The sequence below is a fragment of the Terrisporobacter hibernicus genome (assembly GCF_020809405.1).
In the GTDB taxonomy this organism is placed as follows: Bacteria; Bacillota; Clostridia; order Peptostreptococcales; family Peptostreptococcaceae; genus Terrisporobacter; species Terrisporobacter petrolearius.
In genome coordinates this window covers 2,666,906-2,686,358 of record NZ_CP081135.1, presented here as the reverse complement: position 1 = coordinate 2,686,358, position 19,453 = coordinate 2,666,906, and the positions used below count along the sequence as shown (strand labels likewise).

The 19,453-nt window shown below is 27.4% G+C and carries 19 protein-coding genes; 3 read left to right on the top strand and 16 right to left on the bottom strand.

Annotated elements, in window-relative coordinates:
• Positions 1 to 39 precede the first annotated feature (39 nt).
• The 4 genes from holA to JW646_RS13050 form a co-directional block, all read right to left on the bottom strand.
• Entirely contained in the window at positions 40 to 1,083 is a 1,044-nt protein-coding gene (holA, locus tag JW646_RS13065; RefSeq protein ID WP_228415406.1) for a DNA polymerase III subunit delta, read from the bottom strand.
• Complete coding sequence (locus JW646_RS13060) at positions 1,052 to 2,317, bottom strand: ComEC/Rec2 family competence protein (RefSeq protein ID WP_228415405.1); 1,266 nt, start codon at positions 2,315 to 2,317, stop codon at positions 1,052 to 1,054. The genes holA and JW646_RS13060 overlap by 32 nt, the downstream gene beginning before the upstream one ends.
• A gap of 241 nt (positions 2,318 to 2,558) precedes the next feature.
• The gene (locus JW646_RS13055) at positions 2,559 to 3,716 is read right to left on the bottom strand and encodes a GNAT family N-acetyltransferase (RefSeq protein ID WP_228415404.1); all 1,158 of its coding nucleotides are present in this window, start codon (positions 3,714 to 3,716) and stop codon (positions 2,559 to 2,561) included.
• A gap of 5 nt (positions 3,717 to 3,721) precedes the next feature.
• On the bottom strand, positions 3,722 to 4,627 hold the full coding sequence (locus JW646_RS13050; RefSeq protein WP_074914812.1) for a DUF2156 domain-containing protein: 906 nt from the start codon (positions 4,625 to 4,627) through the stop codon (positions 3,722 to 3,724).
• 309 nt (positions 4,628 to 4,936) lie between these two features.
• Here JW646_RS13050 and JW646_RS13045 point away from each other — a divergent pair, with 309 nt between their 5' ends.
• Positions 4,937 to 5,770, top strand: a complete 834-nt coding sequence (locus JW646_RS13045; RefSeq protein ID WP_331478021.1) for a ComEC/Rec2 family competence protein — start codon at positions 4,937 to 4,939, stop codon at positions 5,768 to 5,770.
• A gap of 147 nt (positions 5,771 to 5,917) precedes the next feature.
• Here JW646_RS13045 and JW646_RS13040 read toward each other — a convergent pair whose 3' ends face one another.
• From JW646_RS13040 to JW646_RS12995, 10 genes are all read right to left on the bottom strand, one after another.
• Positions 5,918 to 6,622 (bottom strand): tRNA threonylcarbamoyladenosine dehydratase, encoded by a 705-nt coding sequence (locus tag JW646_RS13040; protein WP_228415403.1) that lies wholly within the window; start codon positions 6,620 to 6,622, stop codon positions 5,918 to 5,920.
• A 211-nt stretch (positions 6,623 to 6,833) separates the two neighbouring features.
• Positions 6,834 to 8,027 (bottom strand): methionine adenosyltransferase, encoded by a 1,194-nt coding sequence (gene metK, locus JW646_RS13035; RefSeq protein WP_228415402.1) that lies wholly within the window; start codon positions 8,025 to 8,027, stop codon positions 6,834 to 6,836.
• A 10-nt stretch (positions 8,028 to 8,037) separates the two neighbouring features.
• A complete protein-coding gene (gene speB, locus JW646_RS13030) occupies positions 8,038 to 8,955 on the bottom strand; it encodes an agmatinase (RefSeq protein ID WP_228415401.1) in 918 nt (305 codons plus the stop codon).
• Positions 8,945 to 9,796, bottom strand: a complete 852-nt coding sequence (speE, locus tag JW646_RS13025) for a polyamine aminopropyltransferase (RefSeq protein ID WP_228415400.1) — start codon at positions 9,794 to 9,796, stop codon at positions 8,945 to 8,947. Before speE ends, speB begins: the two co-directional genes overlap by 11 nt.
• Positions 9,797 to 9,925: 129 nt before the next feature.
• Positions 9,926 to 10,339 carry an adenosylmethionine decarboxylase gene (gene speD, locus JW646_RS13020; protein ID WP_074914803.1) on the bottom strand — a complete coding sequence of 138 codons (414 nt, stop codon included), beginning with the start codon at positions 10,337 to 10,339 and terminating at the stop codon, positions 9,926 to 9,928.
• A 19-nt stretch (positions 10,340 to 10,358) separates the two neighbouring features.
• Positions 10,359 to 11,837 (bottom strand): aminotransferase class I/II-fold pyridoxal phosphate-dependent enzyme, encoded by a 1,479-nt coding sequence (locus tag JW646_RS13015; RefSeq protein ID WP_228415399.1) that lies wholly within the window; start codon positions 11,835 to 11,837, stop codon positions 10,359 to 10,361.
• A 533-nt stretch (positions 11,838 to 12,370) separates the two neighbouring features.
• Positions 12,371 to 13,201, bottom strand: a complete 831-nt coding sequence (locus JW646_RS13010; RefSeq protein WP_228415398.1) for a 3D domain-containing protein — start codon at positions 13,199 to 13,201, stop codon at positions 12,371 to 12,373.
• Positions 13,202 to 13,394: 193 nt separating this feature from the next.
• Positions 13,395 to 13,709, bottom strand: a complete 315-nt coding sequence (locus tag JW646_RS13005; protein ID WP_074914799.1) for a rhodanese-like domain-containing protein — start codon at positions 13,707 to 13,709, stop codon at positions 13,395 to 13,397.
• Between the two features lie 68 nt (positions 13,710 to 13,777).
• Complete coding sequence (locus JW646_RS13000) at positions 13,778 to 14,452, bottom strand: uracil-DNA glycosylase (protein ID WP_228415397.1); 675 nt, start codon at positions 14,450 to 14,452, stop codon at positions 13,778 to 13,780.
• A gap of 15 nt (positions 14,453 to 14,467) precedes the next feature.
• On the bottom strand, positions 14,468 to 14,845 hold the full coding sequence (locus JW646_RS12995) for a NusG domain II-containing protein (RefSeq protein WP_074914795.1): 378 nt from the start codon (positions 14,843 to 14,845) through the stop codon (positions 14,468 to 14,470).
• Positions 14,846 to 14,941: 96 nt separating this feature from the next.
• Here JW646_RS12995 and JW646_RS12990 point away from each other — a divergent pair, with 96 nt between their 5' ends.
• On the top strand, positions 14,942 to 15,991 hold the full coding sequence (locus JW646_RS12990; protein WP_074914793.1) for an FAD:protein FMN transferase: 1,050 nt from the start codon (positions 14,942 to 14,944) through the stop codon (positions 15,989 to 15,991).
• A 73-nt stretch (positions 15,992 to 16,064) separates the two neighbouring features.
• On the opposite strand, the gene JW646_RS12985 is transcribed toward JW646_RS12990, so the two are convergent.
• Positions 16,065 to 16,694, bottom strand: a complete 630-nt coding sequence (locus tag JW646_RS12985) for a helix-hairpin-helix domain-containing protein (RefSeq protein WP_228415396.1) — start codon at positions 16,692 to 16,694, stop codon at positions 16,065 to 16,067.
• Between the two features lie 79 nt (positions 16,695 to 16,773).
• On the opposite strand from JW646_RS12985, the gene JW646_RS12980 reads away from it, so the two are divergent.
• Positions 16,774 to 18,075 (top strand): D-alanyl-D-alanine carboxypeptidase family protein, encoded by a 1,302-nt coding sequence (locus JW646_RS12980; RefSeq protein ID WP_228415395.1) that lies wholly within the window; start codon positions 16,774 to 16,776, stop codon positions 18,073 to 18,075.
• A gap of 31 nt (positions 18,076 to 18,106) precedes the next feature.
• On the opposite strand, the gene argH is transcribed toward JW646_RS12980, so the two are convergent.
• The gene (gene argH, locus JW646_RS12975) at positions 18,107 to 19,423 is read right to left on the bottom strand and encodes an argininosuccinate lyase (protein ID WP_228415394.1); all 1,317 of its coding nucleotides are present in this window, start codon (positions 19,421 to 19,423) and stop codon (positions 18,107 to 18,109) included.
• Positions 19,424 to 19,453 lie beyond the last annotated feature (30 nt).

Genomic DNA, 19,453 nt, shown 5'->3' with positions numbered 1-19,453 from the left:
CCCACAAACAAAAAAGCCTTAGCATTTTAACTAAGGCTTTTAACTAATGTTTCGTTGGCAATACTTACTGACTAGTATTTCTATAGCCAAAGTATCCTTTATTAATCCATTTTTAATTTTAAAATCATTTTCTAATATAAAGTTTAACATATCTATTATTATATCATCAGAAAAGTTACGACTTTGTTTTAATGCTTTATTAACAACAAATTGTCTCAAACTAAGTTTTTCACAAATATCATTTACAGGTGTTCCCTCTATTTGTAAGCTTCTAACCTGAAGAACAATTTTAAATTGTCTACTTATCATAGCAAATATTCCAAGAACAGATTCGCCTTCACTAATCATATCATTCAATATTTTTATGGCTGATGAAGAATTCTTTTCTCCCATATAGTCTATAAGTTTAAAAATATCATTTTCTATTTTCTTTTGAGAGAGCCTATCTATAATCTCATTATTTACTTTATTTTCTTTGCCTACAAAGGAGCTAATTTTAATTATTTCATTTTCCAGGTCTGATAAAGTCTTTTCACTATTTTTATCTCTATATCCTTGAGATTCAATAAAGTACATAACTTGAGCATTTTCTATTATAGAACCAAAACTTTCAAATTTTCTTTTTGTCCATTTAAATAGATCCATATCAGAAATTTTATCACAGTTAAATACAACACCTTTTTCTTGTATTTTTTTTACTATCTTTTTTCTTTTGTCTATTTCTCCGTACACGACAAATACTAAAACTGTACTTTCTGATATATTATCCAAGTAATCTACCAAGTATTTTTCATCACCTTCAGAAAGATTCTTTCTTTTTCCTTTTAATAGTTCAAAATCCTTTACTATAGTAATTTTTTTATCATCCATAAAAGGAAGAGTTTCTATAGAGCTTAGCAATTGATCAAAAAAAACTTCTTTACCATCTATTATATCTAAATTAAAATCAATCATAGACTCATTAAGGCTTTCTTTAAAGCTTTTTATGGCATTATCAATTAAGTAATACTCTCTACCATATAAAAGATATATATTTTCAAAATTTTTATTTTTAATATTCCTTATAATATCCTTGTAATCCATTTTCTTGCTCCTTCATAATTTTTAACTCTCTATATATCATATACGAAAAAATTAAAATGTAATAAAAAGTTACATAAAATAATTTAGGATTGTTAATTTCTATATATGCTAATTTATTCCCTGCGAGTTTGTCTAATAAATAATATACCATAATAATAATACTTTTGCTTAAATATGCTAAAATTTTTGATATTAAAATACTAAATTTAAATAAAATCACACTAATTATACTTAAATTCATTACTATACCAATTACAGGAACAACAATCATGTTACCAATAAGGAATAAAACCGGTATTCCTTGGAACACATAATATATAATTGGCAAAGTTAGTATATTAGCACTTATACTTATGGATATTATGCTTATTTTAAGGTATTTATTTATTATTTTATAAAAATATATAATAGATAAAGTTGCTAAAAAAGATAATTGAAAAGATATATTATAAATTACATAAGGATTATTCACAATCAAAAACGCACCTATTAATGATAGTGTGCATATTCCATCTCTCTTTTCTTCTATGAATATGGCCAGATACATAATTACAACAAAGACTATAGATCTACTTATAGATGGAGAAAATCCAATCAATATACTGTATAAAATCATTATAATTGTTAAAATTATAAGTTTATAAAATTTATTAATTCCCTTTATAATAATTGCAATCATAGTGCATAGTATACCTGTGTGAAGTCCAGATATAGCTATTACATGACTAGTACCAGTTTTTGAAAACATGTCTTTTTCTTCTTTACTCAAGTTTTCCTTTTGCCCTAATATTAAGGAATTAATAAAATCAGATTTATCTTTATATAAATATCTAAATGTATCACTCAAATAAGTTTTTGTATTACCTACAAAAGTATAAAATTTGTTATCTCCTTGTATTTTATAATATTTTGCAGTTATAATACCTTTAAATCCCATACTTTTAATATATCTACCATAATTAAAATCATCAAAGTTCATTTTATCTAAACTTTTAATGCTTCCATTTATTTCAACTATTTTACCTATTTTTATGTCTAGTTTTTTACTATAATCATTTACTAAGTATTTTTCTATTTTATATTGATCATATTTATCTTTTTCAATTTTATCCTTTACAACACCTTCTATAGTTATATTTTCTTTATCTTTAATTTGGTCTAAGGATTTGTTATTTGTATAACTGTAAGATATGAACAATAAAAATATGAACAATATTAATATTGGTCTTCTCATCTTTCCTCCATAATTTTTTATTTATTTTTATTATCATCATCTTAAATTTTTTCAAACATATTATACATTTCTATTAAATAAAAAATATACTTCTTTAAAAATAACTCATGAACCATATGAAATTTTAGGTAAATACCTTTCCCAAGTAATTAGAAATTTAAAAAACACATCTTCACACAAGAAGATATGCTTTTTATAAAGTTATATTTACACCTAAAAAAGACAGCCTTTAGCTGTCTTTTTATATATATTCATTTATATAATTTTCTTTTTTAACAAAAACTAAATCCAAAAATTTTATAACCTCTTTATTTTCTTTTAAGTTGTTTAATAAATAAGCTTCTTTTGAGTTGATATAAGAAAATGCTAGTTGAGATATAGTATTTATGTCGAACTCCACATCATAATCAAAGTTACCATCTTCCACAATTAGCTTATTATTTTCTAGAGTAATTTTAAATATTTTATTATTTTCATTTATATAATTATCTTTAATAGAAATAATTACACTTAATTTATCGTTACCTTCTATATATAAACTTTCTAAATATTTCTTAAAATTAATAACTCTTCCCATCATAAAAGGTTTTAATTTCATAGTAACAGTTCTAGGATTTGATAAAACAAATCTTATCTTATCATCTAAAGGTGATGTTATATTTACTTTTTTGCATTGAGTATTATGGTTGTATATAAATCTCAACATTCCCTTAAGAGCATTCAAATTTTTATAATATAATTCTCTAACGAAAATATTGTCTCCATTTATAAAGTATATTATATATCCATCACTTTCCTCATTTCTATGAATATAAATATGTCCATCTTCACTTTCTATTTCTTTGAATAAATTTTTATAGTAATCTTCATCCCTTATTACTTTTCCATTTAAATTTACTAAGAAAGATCTTTCTATACTTATCATCTCATTAATATGATCTGAAGTAGCCTTTATTAAACTTCCCGATGATTTAAATCCACCCAAGTCTTCTATATTAATTTCATACTCTATTTGATCATAACAATGCTCATATCCATATTTTCTATACAATCTATAATCTATTGGCATCAAAATTGAAACAAGCTGTTCTTTTTTATATAACTCATTTAAAGTAAAGTTCATAATATGTTTCATATATCCTCTACCCCTAGCTTCTGGCAAGGTAGATACTCCTACAACATAAGACGTTTCATATTCTTTATCATTTAATCTTATCTTATATTGATTTAATTGAAGAGAAGAGACTATATTTGCCTCTTCCTCAACTACTATTGTGTTATAATTTTTATATTTATTATTAAAATAATAATCTGTAAATTTAGGACCATCATTAAAACAATAGTTCCAAATTTTCATTATATTATTTTGGTCACATTCCCTAGCAAACCTAATCTTCATAAATCTTATACCTCTCTAACAGTATATTTTTCTACAAATCTAACTGGGTGATAAGAAAGTTTTGCCTTTCTAAGTCCTTCTATCCCTAAATCTTCTTCTCTATTTACAAATTCTGCATCACTAAATTCATGAACTAAAAATTGTTGATTTATAAATGGATATAATCCTCTTATGACTGGATTAGCTTTTTCTATATGAATTAAGGCCATATTAGGGTTAATATACTCTCCCATTGTAAAAGCTTCTAATTTTCCGTCTATGAATATTCCAGCTATTTTAAGTTTATCTTTTAAAACACTGTAGTTTTCAAATAGCTTCTTAATTCCAATAAGCTCTTCTTCCATCTCTTCATCTACAGCATTATTTTCTTCTTTATTACTAGTCCATTCTTGTACTAGTTCTAAACAAGCGTCAAAATCTTTTTCATCAAGTAATCTATATTCGTATCTTCCTTCATATTCTTTTTTGAAGTAATTTATATGATTTCTTTTCTTTACGTTCTTTCTACCCTTTAGTTCTCTCATGCTTTCCCCATCATAAACATAATCAAATAAATCTCTTTCTTCAATATAATTGAATTTTCCTGGGTAATTTTCTTTTAAGAAATCTACTACTTCTTGTGTTATACCTCTAAAATAGATTTTCTTTTGTTCTTTTTCAAAGTAATCAACAACAAATTGTATAACTCTTGGCATATCTTCTTTTTTAGCTAATGGTAATATTGAAAATGTATTTCCTTCATATTCTGCAACTATTACTGCAAATCCATCTCCTATATAATAACCAGTTTTATATAAATGCTGCCACATATATAATGTATTGAAACAATATTCACACGCTTCATAATCTACTAAATCGAAATATGGATTAAGCATTTCTCTGGATTCCATATTTATATTTTTAAAAATCATAATTTCCTCCTAATTTACTGCTACAAATTCTATGTTAAATAGTAATTTTACATTTGTATTTTATTATTAAATATTTTCGCTCAAAATTGAATTTAATATATATAATACCCCAACAATGCATATATAAACATTTTTATTTGAATTCAAATAAGTTTTTTATTTTATTCATTGTATATAATAGCACTTTTATCCAAAGTAAACAAAAAATTTTAATTTTTTTGTTTTTAATATTGTAGATGTATAATAAGTCTTATTTTAATTAATAATTGTGAATAAAATATGAAGACTAATTATTGGGAGGGTTTATTTTTGATAAAAAAAATTAAATGTATGATTATAGCTTTACTTCTTACTTTATGTTGTGGTTGCGACAGATATAAAGATTTTTTATCTGTACATATTATAGATGTAGGACAAGGAGATTGTATTTTAATAAAAACTCCTCAAAATCAAAATATATTAGTTGATGGTGGAGATGACAACACTTATAAAATTATAAAAGCTTATTTAAAATTGAATAAAGTAAATAATTTAGACATAATTATAGCTACTCACTTAGATAAGGATCACATTGGTAGTTTAGACGAAATTATTAATAATTTTGACGTAAAGAAAGTTTATACACCAAACCAAAAAGATGATTCATCTCATTATTATGATCTTGTAAATGCTTGCAAAAATAAAAAACTTAAAATCAATCATTTAAGTAAAGGTGACTCAGTAAAAATAAACAGTACTACACTTTTAAATGTACTTAGTCCTTCCTACATACAGGATAATAATAATCAAAATTCCATTGTATTCAATTTAGAATATAAAAACATGGACTTTTTATTTACAGGAGACTGCGAAGAAACAAACGAGATTGAGATGGCTAATTCATTTGAACTTGAAGATGTTGACTTTTTAAAAGTTGCTCACCATGGAAGTAGTTCTTCTTCTACTGATAATTTTGTAAAAGACACCAGCCCTTCCATTGCAGCAATTTCTTGTGGTTACAAAAATCAATATGGGCATCCACATAAATCAACTTTAGATACTTTAAAAAAATACGGAGCAAAAGCTATTCGTACTGACGTTAATGGCGATTTAATATTTTATAGCGATGGATACAAGATTTTTACTACTAAAAATTATAAGTAATCATAAACTAAAGAAGATACTATTAATACATTATTCTTATACATACTACTTCCCTAGTTATTTTCAAATAGGTATAAATTTATAATAATCTACAATTCCAAAAAAATACTTATATATAAAAAAAGCCCTCAAGAGGGCTTTTTTATATTATTTATTAATTAAATCATTTACAACAACTGAGGCAATTATTAGTCCTCCTACAGATGGTACAAATGAAGTACTTCCTGGAGTAACCTTTCTTCCATTCATTATTTTTTTCTTTAGTTCTTGTGGTTGCTCTTCAGAATAAACTACTTTAAGTTTTTTAATCCTTCTATCTTTTAATTCTTTTCTCATTACTTTGGCAAGTGGACAAGTATGAGTTTTATGTATGTCCGTAACTACTATTTTTGTTGGGTCTAACTTATTTCCCATTCCCATAGATGATACTAATCTTAATCCTTTTTTGTTACATTCTTCAACCAATAAAATTTTAGATGTAACCATATCTATTGCATCTACCACATAGTCATAATTTTCTATTAGTATTTCGTCTGTAGTTTCTTTATTATATTTTTTAGCTATAGCTCTTATATTTAAATCTGGATTAATATCTAATAATCTTTCTTTCATAACATCTACTTTTAATTTTCCTACTGTAGAGTGTAGAGCTGGTAGTTGTCTATTTATATTAGTTATATCCACATCATCAAAATCTACTATAGTTATGTTTCCAATTCCAGCACGAACTAAAGCTTCTGTAGCAAAACTTCCCACTCCACCTACTCCAAATACTATAACATTTGATTTTTCTAACTTATCTATACCCTCATCTCCAACAATAAGGCTTGTTCTCATGGTAAAATCTTTCATATATACATTCTCCTTGATTTTTAAATAAATATTATTATAAGTTATCTTTTATAAGATTAAAAGACAATCTGTATAATTAATTTTCAATTCCACATAAATACATCTTAATTATAGTTTATTATACCTTATTTTTATACTTTGTATTAAGTCATATTGTCACAAATAAAAAGGAGCGAATTATCTATAAAATAGCTAATTCGCTCCTTTTTAATTATTTGTTTAAAGCTTCCAATCTAAGTATTTCTGCTTTATCAGTTTTTTCCCAAGTAACACCTAGGTCAATTCTTCCAAAATGTCCATATGCTGCTGTATTTTTGAATATAGGTTTTCTAAGTTCTAAGTCTCTAATTATTGCGCCTGGTCTTAAATCAAAATGCTTATTTATAAGCTCAACCAAAACTTCATTGCTAACTTTACCAGTTCCAAAAGTATCAACAAATATAGATAGAGGTTTTGCCACTCCTATAGCATAAGCCAGCTCTATTTCACATTTATCAGCAAGTCCTGCTGCAACTATATTTTTAGCCACATATCTTGCTGCATATGCAGCTGATCTATCAACTTTAGTTGCATCTTTACCAGAGAATGCTCCACCACCATGTCTTGAATATCCCCCATAAGTATCGATTATTATTTTTCTTCCTGTAAGACCTGTATCCCCTTGAGGTCCACCTATAACAAATCTTCCCGTTGGATTTATATATATTTTAGTTTCTTCATCTAATAAATTAGATGGTATTACTTCTTTTATTACTTTTTCAATTAAATTTTCTCTTATTGTTTCATTTTCCACATCTTCGCTGTGTTGAGTAGATATAAGTATAGTGTGAACTCTAAGAGGAGTATTTCCTTCGTATTCTACAGTGACCTGCGTTTTACCATCAGGTCTTAAGAAATCTAAAGTCCCATTTTTTCTGACTTCTGTTAATTTTCTTGATAATTTATGAGCTAAAGATATAGGTAATGGCATTAATTCTTTTGTTTCATTACATGCAAAACCAAACATTATACCTTGATCACCTGCTCCTATAGCTTCAATTTCATCTTCACTTTGTTCACCTATTCTATTTTCTAAAGATTCATCTACTCCCATAGCAATATCTGATGATTGTTCATCTATCGCTGTTAACACACCACAAGTCTCACAATCAAATCCATATTTTGCTCTATCATATCCGATTTCCCTTATTGTTTCTCTTACAACTTTAGGTATATCAACATATGCATTTGTGCTTATTTCCCCCGCTACCAATACAAGGCCTGTTGTAACAGTAGTTTCACAAGCAACCCTTGATAGAGGATCTTGTTTTAATAATTCATCTAATATGGCATCTGATATTTGATCACATATTTTATCTGGATGCCCCTCTGTAACTGATTCTGATGTAAATAAATGTCTCGTCATTTTTTTCTCCTTATATAAGTTTATTTTTTTCTTTTTTTTCACGATTTTTTATTAAATTATCTGAAGTAACTAAAGATAATTCTCTTAGTATTTTGCATGCTACAATTGTAGATACGTTGCTTGTGTCATAATCAGGACTAAGTTCTACTATATCGCAGCCTACTAAATTTATATTTGAGTTTTTTAGTATTTTAAATATTTGTTCAAACATCCTATATGTTATCCCTCCAGGTTCTGGTGTGCCTGTTCCTGGGAATATGGATGGATCTAATACATCCAAATCTATAGTTAAATAAACATTTTTGCCACCTAATGTGGATACTATTTTCCAAAAAGTATCTATAGTATGAGTTTCCATATAAGTATGTTTTTCTCTTAAAGCAAATTCAAACTCTTCTCTAGTACCTGATCTTATTCCAAATTGAAATATTTTTCCATCACCTGTTATATCCCAAATTCTTTTTATTACTGTTGCATGAGAGTTTTTATTATTATTGTACTCTTCTCGTAAATCTGTATGCGCATCAAAATGAAGTACATATACATCTCCATATTTTTCTTTAATTGCTTGAAATGCAGGAAGAGTAACTAAGTGTTCTCCTCCTATCATAAATGGGAATTTTTCATCATTTAGTATTTCTTTTGTACCTTCATATATTTCATTTAATACTTTATCAGTATTGCCTATACTTAACTCTAAATCACCTATATCACATATATTAAAATCTTGTAAATCCAACTCCAATAGAGGACTATATGTTTCTAGTCCATAAAACGCCCCTCTCATGGCACTACTTGCAAATCTAGTTCCCGGTCTATTAGAAGTAGTTCCATCAAACCCAGCGCCAAATACTATTACATCTGACTCTTCATAATCACATTCCATTTCCATAAACTGACCAATATTATAAAATCTATTATTTTTCATTTAACATATCCTTTACATATTGAGGTAACATAAATGCTCCTCTATGAATATCGCTATTATAATACTTAGTTTTTAGCTCTAAAGCTTTCCATTTTTCTCTATTTTGGTCTTTTATAGGATCATATTTTTTCGATGCAAACCCAAATAACCAATGTCCAGATGGATATGTTGGAATATGCGCTTGATAAACTTTAGCTATAGGAAATAGATGATTTATTTTTTCATAAGCTCTTTTCATTTCTCTTGCATTAAAATCAAAATATGGACTTTCATTTTGATTTACAAGAATTCCTTCATCAGACAGTATTCTATAACAATCATTATAGAAATCAACAGAGAATAATCCTTCTCCTGGACCTATTGGATCTGTTGAATCAACTATTATTAAATCATAAGTTTTGTCTTTAGAATTTTTTACAAAAGCAACTCCATCTTCATAATATAAGTTAACTCTTTCATCATCTAATTTGCATGCACAAATATCTATAAACTCCCTAGATACATCTACTACCATTTTGTCTATTTCAACCATATCTATGTTTTCAATTTGAGTATATCTAGTAAGTTCTCTTACTGTTCCACCATCTCCTCCACCTATAACTAATACATTTTTAATGTTCATATTAGTTGCCATTGGAGTATGAACTATCATGTCATGATAAATAAACTCATCTTTGTAAGTTACCATCATTAATCCATCTAATGTTAAGAATTTCCCATATTCCTCACTTTCAAAAACATCTACCCTTTGAAAATCTGACTGTCCACTGAAAAGTTGTTTATCAACCTTTATGGAAAAACGTACATTGTCTGTCCACTCTTCTGTATACCAAAATTCCATAATTCTTCCTCCATTTTGTTATTTTATAATTATCTATATCTCTGTATTTGTATAATTTTTATTTTTATGTTAAAATGTTATTCCGATTTTTATTTTATATTTTTATTTTATATTTAGGTATTAATTTGCTTATATAGCTTCTGGCTTATGACTAATTTTGCCTAAATCTTTTTTTGCAAATTTTTGTATTTTACTTGTTAATCCTCTTGGTATTTCTGTTGATTCACTTCTTTCAGCTTCTAATAATTTTTCTAATAATTCAAAACTTTTCCATGGATCAATATCTCCACATGTAAAGAAATCTGCTGCTGCATAACCATATTCTGGCCATGTGTGTATTGTCAAATGTGATTCAGCTATTATTACTGCACCTGATACACCCCATGGATTAAAATGGTGAAAAACTGAATCAACTATCGTTGCTTTTGCATTTAATGCAGAGTTGTTCATATACTCTTCTATAAGTTTTGGATTTGATAGCATCTCCTCATTGCAGTTATAATATTCTACTAATATATGACGACCTAATGTTTCAAATTTCATATTATTCACTTCCTTCTTTCTATTTTTCTTTTATTACCAAAATTGTATTTAGTTCTTTATCTATCATATCTGTTAAGTGCGCATTACTACTTTTAAGAACTTTTATATAGTCTATAATTTCTTTAGTTATTATTTCTCCCGGTGATATTATAGGAATACCTGGTGGGTATGCCATAATATTTTCTCCACAAATTCTATTTATAGAATTTTCAATATCCAAACTTTCCTTTTGGCTATAGTAGGCATCTCGTGGATTCATTTTCACAATAGGATTTATTTGTTTCATAGAAGCACCCTTTAATATACTATCTTTTTTGTACATCTTAGAAATTATACCTATGGCATTTATAAGTCTATCCACATCTCCTTTGGTAGTTCCTAATGATATTAGAGCTAAAATGTTATACAAGTCTCCTAATTCCACCTGTATATCAAATTCTTGATATAAGATATCGTATACTTTAAATCCAGTTATATTTAAATTTTTAACGTTTATGCAAAGTTTTGTTTCATCAAGAAGATACATTCCTTCTCTGTTACTACTTTTATGACTAATAACCTTTATTCCTGGTATTTTATTAAGTTTATATTTAGCATATCGAGAAATTTTCAAAGCTTTAGATAATTGTAATCTACCCTTATTAACTAAATTATATCTAGCTCCATCAATACTTGACATTAATAAGTAGGATGCAGATGTAGATTGTAACATGTTTAAAGTTTGACTAACTTTCTCTCCATGGATATTTTCTTCATTCACTAGTAAAACAGAAGCTTGAGTTAATGCACCTCCTGTTTTATGCATACTAACTGCTGCCATATCTGCTTTTAACTTCATTGCCGAAGGTGGTAGATCATCATGAAATGGAAAATGTGCTCCATGAGCTTCATCTACTAATACCAATACTGAATGGCTTTTGCATAAGCTGATTATTTTTTCTAATTCACAACAAGCTCCATAATATGTTGGGTTTAATAAAAATATAGCTTTTATATCATTATTCTTTTCCAACTCATTTTTCACACTTGAATAACTTACATTTAAACTTATGCCTAATTCTTCATCAAATTCAGGTTGAATATATACAGGTTCTCCTCCACTAAGTATTAATGAATTAATGACCGACTTATGTATATTCCTAGGTAAAAGTATTTTGTCGTTAGGGTTTATTACACTTAAAATCATAGTTTGAATCCCTTGTGTAGTTCCATTTGTTACAAAAAAGGCTTTATCACATTCATAGGCTTGTGCTAATAACTCTTGTGATTTTTTTATAATTCCACTTGGTTTAGATACATTATCCATATATGGAGATGAGTTTATATCCATTTTCATTACATCGTCTCCAAAAAAATCATTTAATATTTCCACACCTTTGTTTTTAACATGACCAGGTACATCAAAGCAGGCTATATTCCTATTAGAATAATCCTTCAATCCTTGTAACAAGGGTATATTATCTTCACTTAATCTAACGCTATTATTTTCAATAATCATATTTCCATTCCTCCTTCCCATGCATATTACATTGACCAATTGATTATTATTTCTAATTTTCTAATTTAGTTTTATTAAACTTACGAATCAAATTATATAAATATTTTCATGAAATTGCAAGAACTTTTTTCATATTAAAAACCTCTATTTTTCAATATTTTTTCAATATCATTTCACTTATGTTTATATTATTTTATTTAAAATTTAGTATAAGTAAACATTATTTTTAAGATTTCTCCTCTAAAATCCTTTTAATTATTTAATTTGAGTTATATAATTAGAAATACTTTATTTAATATTTTTAATAATAAAATATACTATTACTAAACTTTTAATTTTTAGTTTTTGATACAAAAATATAAAAAATTTCCTTATCTTTAAACCATGTTTGTTGGAAACATTTTATATTACAAGAATTCATCTTTGCTTCTTTTAAAATAGTAATTATTATAATTTATCTAAAAATCAAATAATTTATAATATCTCAGTGCACAAAAAAACCTTAAGATGGTTGTCCACCTTAAGGTTTTTATCTATTGAACAATATATATATCTATTGTTCTTTTACCCCAGTTATTACACTGAGATTCACTATTCATAAATATATCGATTTTATTACCTTTGATTCCTCCACCACAGTCTTCAGCTATAAAATACTTATCAAATTGAGGTATATATACCTTTGTTCCATATGGTATAACAGTCGGATCTACTGCTATAGTTCCCCATTTAGGAACTGTACCTGTAGCTGTTATAGTATGTCCACTGTAAGCTGTAGCTGACACTGTTACTTTCTTCCCTAAACTACTTTTAGCACTACTTGACTTTTTACTAGTGTTAGTATTTTTACTAGTGCTTTTAGCCTTTTTCTTTTCTTTTGTACCCTTTTTAATTATCTTATCCTTAGATTTTTCTATTGTATTTTTTTCTACTAAGGTTTTACTTACTAGTCTACCATTTTGGTATATAGCTTCATATATAAGCTCTCTCGTACCTTTTTTCCCTTTTTGTGATATCTCTATTTTACCCTCTAATAAAGAATTATCTTTTTTTATAACAGTATCATAAGGTATGTTTTGCGTTTCAGTAATAGTCTTTTTTTCAACCTGTCTAACTTCTATTTTCATCCCATTTTTCAAGGAAGTATCTAAGTCTTGGTTAATTATATCATTTTTATCATAATCTATTTCATTTTCTTCTAGTACACCTTGTACGTTTCGTTGAAGTGACTTCACTTCAATTTCTTGCCCATCAACTACTAAAACAACCTCTTTATTAAAGGCAACATAATTTGCTGTTACAATCCCCATAGATAATAGTCCCGATAACATAATAGATTTTACTTTTCTATTTATATAACTCAAACTATCTCCTCCTAAGTTTTATTTAACTTTAAATTATTTTCCAAAGTTATTTTGTTACTAAATTGTAAACTGTTTTTTATCACCTGTCAACTTGACAAAAAATACAAAGAGTGCTTATCTAGTTTTTTCAACCATTTAAGCACTCTTTCACCAAAGTTCAACAATTAACAAAAATGTTACCTTTTGTTTAAAATTATTTATACAGTTTATATCTGTAATTTTTTATTCCATTAGCAAGACTATACACATTATTAAACCCATCTAACAGAAGAACTTTTCCCACCGTTATGCTTTGATTTCCATTAGCACAGTATAGCAATATGCCTTCATTTGTAATACTTCTAATTTGTTCTAGGTTATCATTTATTTCACCTGTAGGGATATTAACCGCCTCTGGTAAATGTCCTTCTAAGTAAAGTTCTTCTTCTCTTAAATCAATTATTAATTTAAATTCATTATTTTTTACCATTTCACTAATTTTTTTACTATTTAATATATTAACCTTCATAATTAACACCTTACCTCAATATAAGATATTACATTTTGAGATAAGGTGTTACAATAAAACATATTATTTTATAAATTTGGTATTTGCCAATCAATAGGATCCTTCCCTGACCTTATAAGTATGTCATTTATTTTAGAAAAATGTTTACAACCAAAGAATCCTCTATGTGCAGATAATGGACTTGGATGAGGAGCTTCTAGAATATAGTGTCTATTGCTGTCGATAAAAACTTTTTTCTTTCTAGCATTTCCTCCCCACAATACAAAAATTACAGGTTCTTCTCTTTCATTTAATTTCTTTATTATTTCATCAGTAAATATTTCCCAACCTTTATTTTGGTGAGAATTTGCCTCTCCAGCTCTAACTGTAAGAGCAGTGTTTAATAATAATATACCTTGATCTGACCAAGGAATCAAATAACCATTGTTAGGTATAAAACATCCCAAGTCATCCTTCAATTCTTTGTACATATTCAATAAAGATGGTGGAGTCCTAACTCCTGGTTGTACAGAAAAAGCTAATCCATGAGCTTGATTTTCTCCATGATATGGATCTTGTCCTAAAATTAATACCTTTGTATCCTTATAGGACGTATGTTTTAGCGATTCAAATATATTGTACATATTTGGATATATAATCCTGCTTTTATATTCTTCAATCAAAAACTCTCTTAATTTTACGTAGTAATCTTTTTCAAACTCTTCTTTTAATAATTCATCCCAATCATTTCCTAAGTTAACCATTTTATCCTCCTATTTTTAATTCGATATAACATCTTCTTTATTTTTATCTTTATCTTTGTTCTGAGTCGTTATTTTTATATGAACCTTGTTTGGTAGACATACTATACTTTCGCTGGGCTTGGTAATAAAACCAGCGTGAACACATACTTTATCTGGGCAAGATGCCTCTGATATTTCAACTCCATGATCATGAATTTTAATTATATTATATCCTTCTTGACTTTCTATTTTGATTTCGTCTTCATCATCAATACTATAAGTTTTGTATAACTTATTATCCACATATATTTCTATATTGTCTCCACTTTTAGTATTTACAAAGTAGTTAATCCCAAAAGTAGTGGCTATAACTATTAAAATTGCAATTATTAATATAAAGTCTTTTTTTTTCAACCTTCTACCTCCTAATCATAAATATTATTTGTAAATATTTATGATATAATTATAAATATTAAATTAAATATAACATAAAAAATTGGAGGAATCATTATGAATAAGAAAAAACTCCCATCAATTTTAATTTTAGTTGTAGTTATAGTATTTGGTCTTTTTATAATAATTAAGAACAAAAAAGAAGATAAGTATTCAAATACCTACTATAATTTAGGAACTATAAATGAAATAACTTTATACGATATTACAAAAAAAGATGGGGATAGGATATTAAAAAAATGTGAAGCAATATTAAAAGATATAGACGATAAGATGAGTTCCCAAATAGCTTCTAGTGAAATTTCTAAAATAAATGACAATGCCGGGAAAAACCATGTTAAAGTATCCGATGACACATATTATGTTATTAAAGAATCCATAAAATTCTCTAGTATGTCTAACGATACATTTGATATTAGTGTAGGTCCTATCATTGGCTTATGGGGAATAGGTACAGAAAGTGCAAAAATACCTAAGGAAAAAGAAATTAAGGATAATCTAACTTTAGTTAATTACAAAGATATACTTTTAGATGATGAGAATCACTCTGTAAAATTAGCAAAGAAAAATATGAAAATAGATTTGGGCGGTATCGCTAAAGGATATGCTGCAGACAAAATATATGAATACTTAAAAGAAGAAAAATTAGAACGTGCTTTAATTAACTTAGGTGGCAATATATACGTTCTTGGTAATAAAGAAAATAATCAACCTTTTTCCATAGGAGTTCAGGATCCAACTAAACCTCGTGGAAATTCTATAGGAAATATTAAAGTTTCTAATAAATCTGTTGTTACTTCTGGAATTTATGAGAGATATTTTGAAAAAAATAATAAAATTTATCATCATATGCTAGACCCTCATACAGGGTATCCTTTTGATAATAATTTAAGTAGCGTTACTATTGTATCTGATAAATCAATTATTTGTGATGCATTATCAACAACAACATTTGGTTTAGGCATTAAAGATGGCCTAAAATTAGTAGAAAGCTTAGATGGCGTTGATGCTATTTTTATTACAAAAGATAAAAAGATATATTTAAGCAGTAATTTAAAGAATAAATTTAACTTAACTGATAGTAGTTTCAATATTGTTGATAAATAATACTTTTCATAAAAAATTCTTCCTAGGTTTAAAATCCCTAAGAAGAATTTTTTATTTATAAAAAGTTATAATTTTATTTCACACATATTAAATCCTTCATGTCTTCAAATTTTTTGTCTCCTATACCATTAACATTCTTAATTTCTTCAATAGATTTAAAATCACCACTTTCACCTCTGTGACTGACTATTTTATTAGCTGTAGCCTCTCCCACTCCTGGCAAGGTATCAAGTTCTTCTATTGTAGCTGTATTTATGTTTATTTGAGATGCTTTTGATGATTCACCCTGATTAGCATCGTCCTCCTTTACAACCTGAGTAGCATTGTGCTTAGCCACTGCTCCTATTTTAGGAATTATATAATGCATTTCATCTTCCACTTTAATAGCCATATTTACACCATCTAAATCAGCTTTTTTAGTGGTTCCTCCAACTTTTTTGACAGCTGTTGCAAGTCTTTCACCTTCATTTAAAGATACTATTCCCGGCTTACTTACTTCACCACTAATATACACCGTTATTTTTTTATTGGTAATACTTTCTTCTTTTTTTTCTTCTTTTTCCTCAGTAATTTTTTCAGGTTGCTTCTCATCTTCTGTCAAAACATATACATTTTCTTTTGATTGAAGCTTATCCTTAATAATCAAACCAACAGGGCACATTAATATTATAAATATAAAAACAATTATTTTCTTTTTATTCACTATTTTTATCCCTCCTTAATTTAATTATTAACAAAAATATGATATACTAAAAGACGAGACTAAAATTGGGAGGTTACATATGAAAAAGTTTTTATCTTTTTTGCTAGCATTTCTTTTTTCTATAACAACTTTTTCAGGTCCAATTTCTGTATTTGCTGATAGCAAAGATGTATCTATTTCTTCACCTAACTCCGTAGTATTAGACTACGAAACAGGTACAGTGCTTTATGAGAAGAAAGGAAATAAAAAAATATATCCAGCATCAACAACAAAGATATGGACTGCTTATCTAGTTATAAAAAATGTAAAAGATTTAGACCACTCTATTGAGATTGATAAAGATCTTTCTGTAGATGGGTCGAGTATGTACTTACAAAAAGGGGAAATATTTACTGTTCGAGAATTATTACAAGGATTACTTGTACATTCTTCAAATGATACTGCAGAGGTATTGGCTGAATATGTATCCGGATCCAAAGAAGCTTTTGCTGACTTAATGAACAAAGAGGCAAGGGCAATAGGGGCAAAAAATACTCATTTTAATAATCCTCATGGATTACCTGACAAAGAACATTATACAACAGCTTACGATATGGCTTTGATGGCAAGACAAGCTATGAGTAATGACCTTATTAGAGAAATCGTTAGCACAAAATCATTAACCTTTGAGAAGTGCGATACCCCTACTAGTAAACGTTTTATAACAAGAACTTTCTTTAATACAAATAAGTTTTTAACTTCAACGGAAAAAATTCAATATAAAGGAAAGTCTGTAGATATAAAATACGACATAGTAGATGGGATAAAAACAGGGTATACTGATGATGCAGGAAGATGCTTATTATCAAGTGCCGTAAAAAATGACATGAGAGTCATATCAGCAGTTTATAAAGATGCTGGTACTGATGTGTATGCAGACTCTAGAACTCTTATAGATTATGCCTTTAACAATTACTACAATCAAACAATAATCAACAAGGCTGATTATACCAAAAGCAAAAGGGTTCTATTTACCGAGGAAAAAGAATTACTTTACGAACCTGAATTCAACTATAAAATTGTTTTAGAAAAGGGAAGTAAAGCATCTGAAAATTATAATGCAAAAGTCAATTTAGACTATGATTTGCCTATTAAAAAAGGTGATAAAGTAGGTACTCTTGATGTATACAACGGTAAAACTTTAGAAAAAACCATAAATTTAGTAGCAAAAAATAATTTAAATAGCTTATTTGGATTTATTACGGAAAATACTACTGTAAAATATTCTATTAAACTTGCTTTGGCTTTAATTTCTTTATTTATTATATTTATAATTTCTAAAATAATAAAGAAAAGAAAAGCAAGAAGAAGAAGAAAATCAGTCAATTTTAAAAGAAAATAAAAAATAAGATGGATTATCCATCTTATTTTTATTATTTTAAACTTTTCTTTATACCTTTATCCAGTATATTTTCATAATCAATAAAATCATATATATCTTCATCAAAAACTTTAGAGAAACTCTGCAACTCACCTAAAGATAAATCCTCTATAGATTTATTATTATCTTCACAATAAATTACAATTCTACCCACTATACCATGAGCATCCCTAAAAGGAACATTTTTATTTACTAAATAATCTGCTACCTCTGTAGCATTTAAAAAACCACCTTTAACAGCTTTTTTCATATTATCTCTTCTAATTTTCAATGTAGCTATCATTCTCTCCATTATTTGAAGACACATAGAAATAGTGTTTACACTATCAAAAAATCCTTCTTTGTCTTCCTGCATGTCTTTGTTATAAGCTAGAGGCAATCCCTTCATTACTGTCAATAGAGAAATCAAATTACCATATACTCTTCCTGTTTTTCCTCTTATCAATTCTGCTCCATCAGGATTTTTCTTTTGTGGCATTATAGAACTACCCGTTGAATATAGATCATCTAACTCAATAAATCTAAATTCTTGAGAACTCCAAAGTATTAGTTCTTCACTAAGTCTGCTTAGATGCATCATTATTATAGAAAAATCACTCATAAGTTCCAATAAATAATCTCTATCACTTACACCATCCATAAAATTGTCTACTGGCTTTTTAAAGCCCAACATGTCACAAGTAATATCTCTATCAATATTATGAGTAGTGCCAGCCAATGCTCCACATCCTAAAGGCGATTCATCTAAAATTTCTAAAGCATTATTTAGTCTTTTACTATCCCTATCTAACATACTATAATAAGCCATAAGGTGATGTTTAAACGTAACTACTTGAGCTCTTTGTAAATGAGTATATCCAGGCATAATAACCGGATTATTATTTGCTACCTCTTTAAGTGTATTTTTTAATTTGTCTACATAAAAAATGATTTCTTTACATTTTTCCTTTGCAAATAATCTCATATCTATAGCAACTTGATCATTTCTACTTCTTCCAGTATGAAGTTTCTTACCTACATCTCCAACTCGCTCAATTAAATTTATCTCAACAAAACTATGAATATCTTCATAATTTCCTATAAGAGATAATTTTCCTTCTTCTATGTCTTTTTCTATGGATTTTAGACCTTCAATTATTATCTTTCCTTCTTCTTCACTTAACAAGTTAACCTTAACTTGCATATGAACATGAGCTAAACTTCCCTCAATATCTTTTTTATATAAAAGCGAGTCAAAACCAAAGGACTTATTAAATTCCTCCATTAACTTATTTTCATCACTTCTAAAACGTCCTCCCCAAAGCTTCATCTAAATTGCCCCCTTTAGTACATAATTTGT

Bases quoted from the DNA above. Each gene is read 5' to 3' on its own strand.
- speB (WP_228415401.1), bottom strand. From the start codon at position 8,955: ATGAAAAATAATAGATTTTATAATATTGGTCAGTTTATGGAAATGGAA.
- holA (WP_228415406.1), bottom strand. From the start codon at position 1,083: ATGGATTACAAGGATATTATAAGGAATATTAAAAATAAAAATTTTGAA.
- JW646_RS13050 (WP_074914812.1), bottom strand. From the start codon at position 4,627: ATGATTTTTAAAAATATAAATATGGAATCCAGAGAAATGCTTAATCCA.
- JW646_RS13015 (WP_228415399.1), bottom strand. From the start codon at position 11,837: ATGATTATTGAAAATAATAGCGTTAGATTAAGTGAAGATAATATACCC.
- speE (WP_228415400.1), bottom strand. From the start codon at position 9,796: ATGGAATTTTGGTATACAGAAGAGTGGACAGACAATGTACGTTTTTCC.
- metK (WP_228415402.1), bottom strand. From the start codon at position 8,027: ATGACGAGACATTTATTTACATCAGAATCAGTTACAGAGGGGCATCCA.
- JW646_RS13040 (WP_228415403.1), bottom strand. From the start codon at position 6,622: ATGAAAGATTTTACCATGAGAACAAGCCTTATTGTTGGAGATGAGGGT.
- speD (WP_074914803.1), bottom strand. From the start codon at position 10,339: ATGAAATTTGAAACATTAGGTCGTCATATATTAGTAGAATATTATAAC.
- JW646_RS13005 (WP_074914799.1), bottom strand. From the start codon at position 13,709: ATGAAGGTTAATATATTAAATAGTAAAAAAATTAGTGAAATGGTAAAA.
- JW646_RS13060 (WP_228415405.1), bottom strand. From the start codon at position 2,317: ATGAGAAGACCAATATTAATATTGTTCATATTTTTATTGTTCATATCT.
- JW646_RS13000 (WP_228415397.1), bottom strand. From the start codon at position 14,452: ATGGTTAACTTAGGAAATGATTGGGATGAATTATTAAAAGAAGAGTTT.
- argH (WP_228415394.1), bottom strand. From the start codon at position 19,423: ATGAAGCTTTGGGGAGGACGTTTTAGAAGTGATGAAAATAAGTTAATG.
- JW646_RS12990 (WP_074914793.1), top strand. From the start codon at position 14,942: ATGAATAAGAAAAAACTCCCATCAATTTTAATTTTAGTTGTAGTTATA.
- JW646_RS13055 (WP_228415404.1), bottom strand. From the start codon at position 3,716: ATGAAGATTAGGTTTGCTAGGGAATGTGACCAAAATAATATAATGAAA.
- JW646_RS12980 (WP_228415395.1), top strand. From the start codon at position 16,774: ATGAAAAAGTTTTTATCTTTTTTGCTAGCATTTCTTTTTTCTATAACA.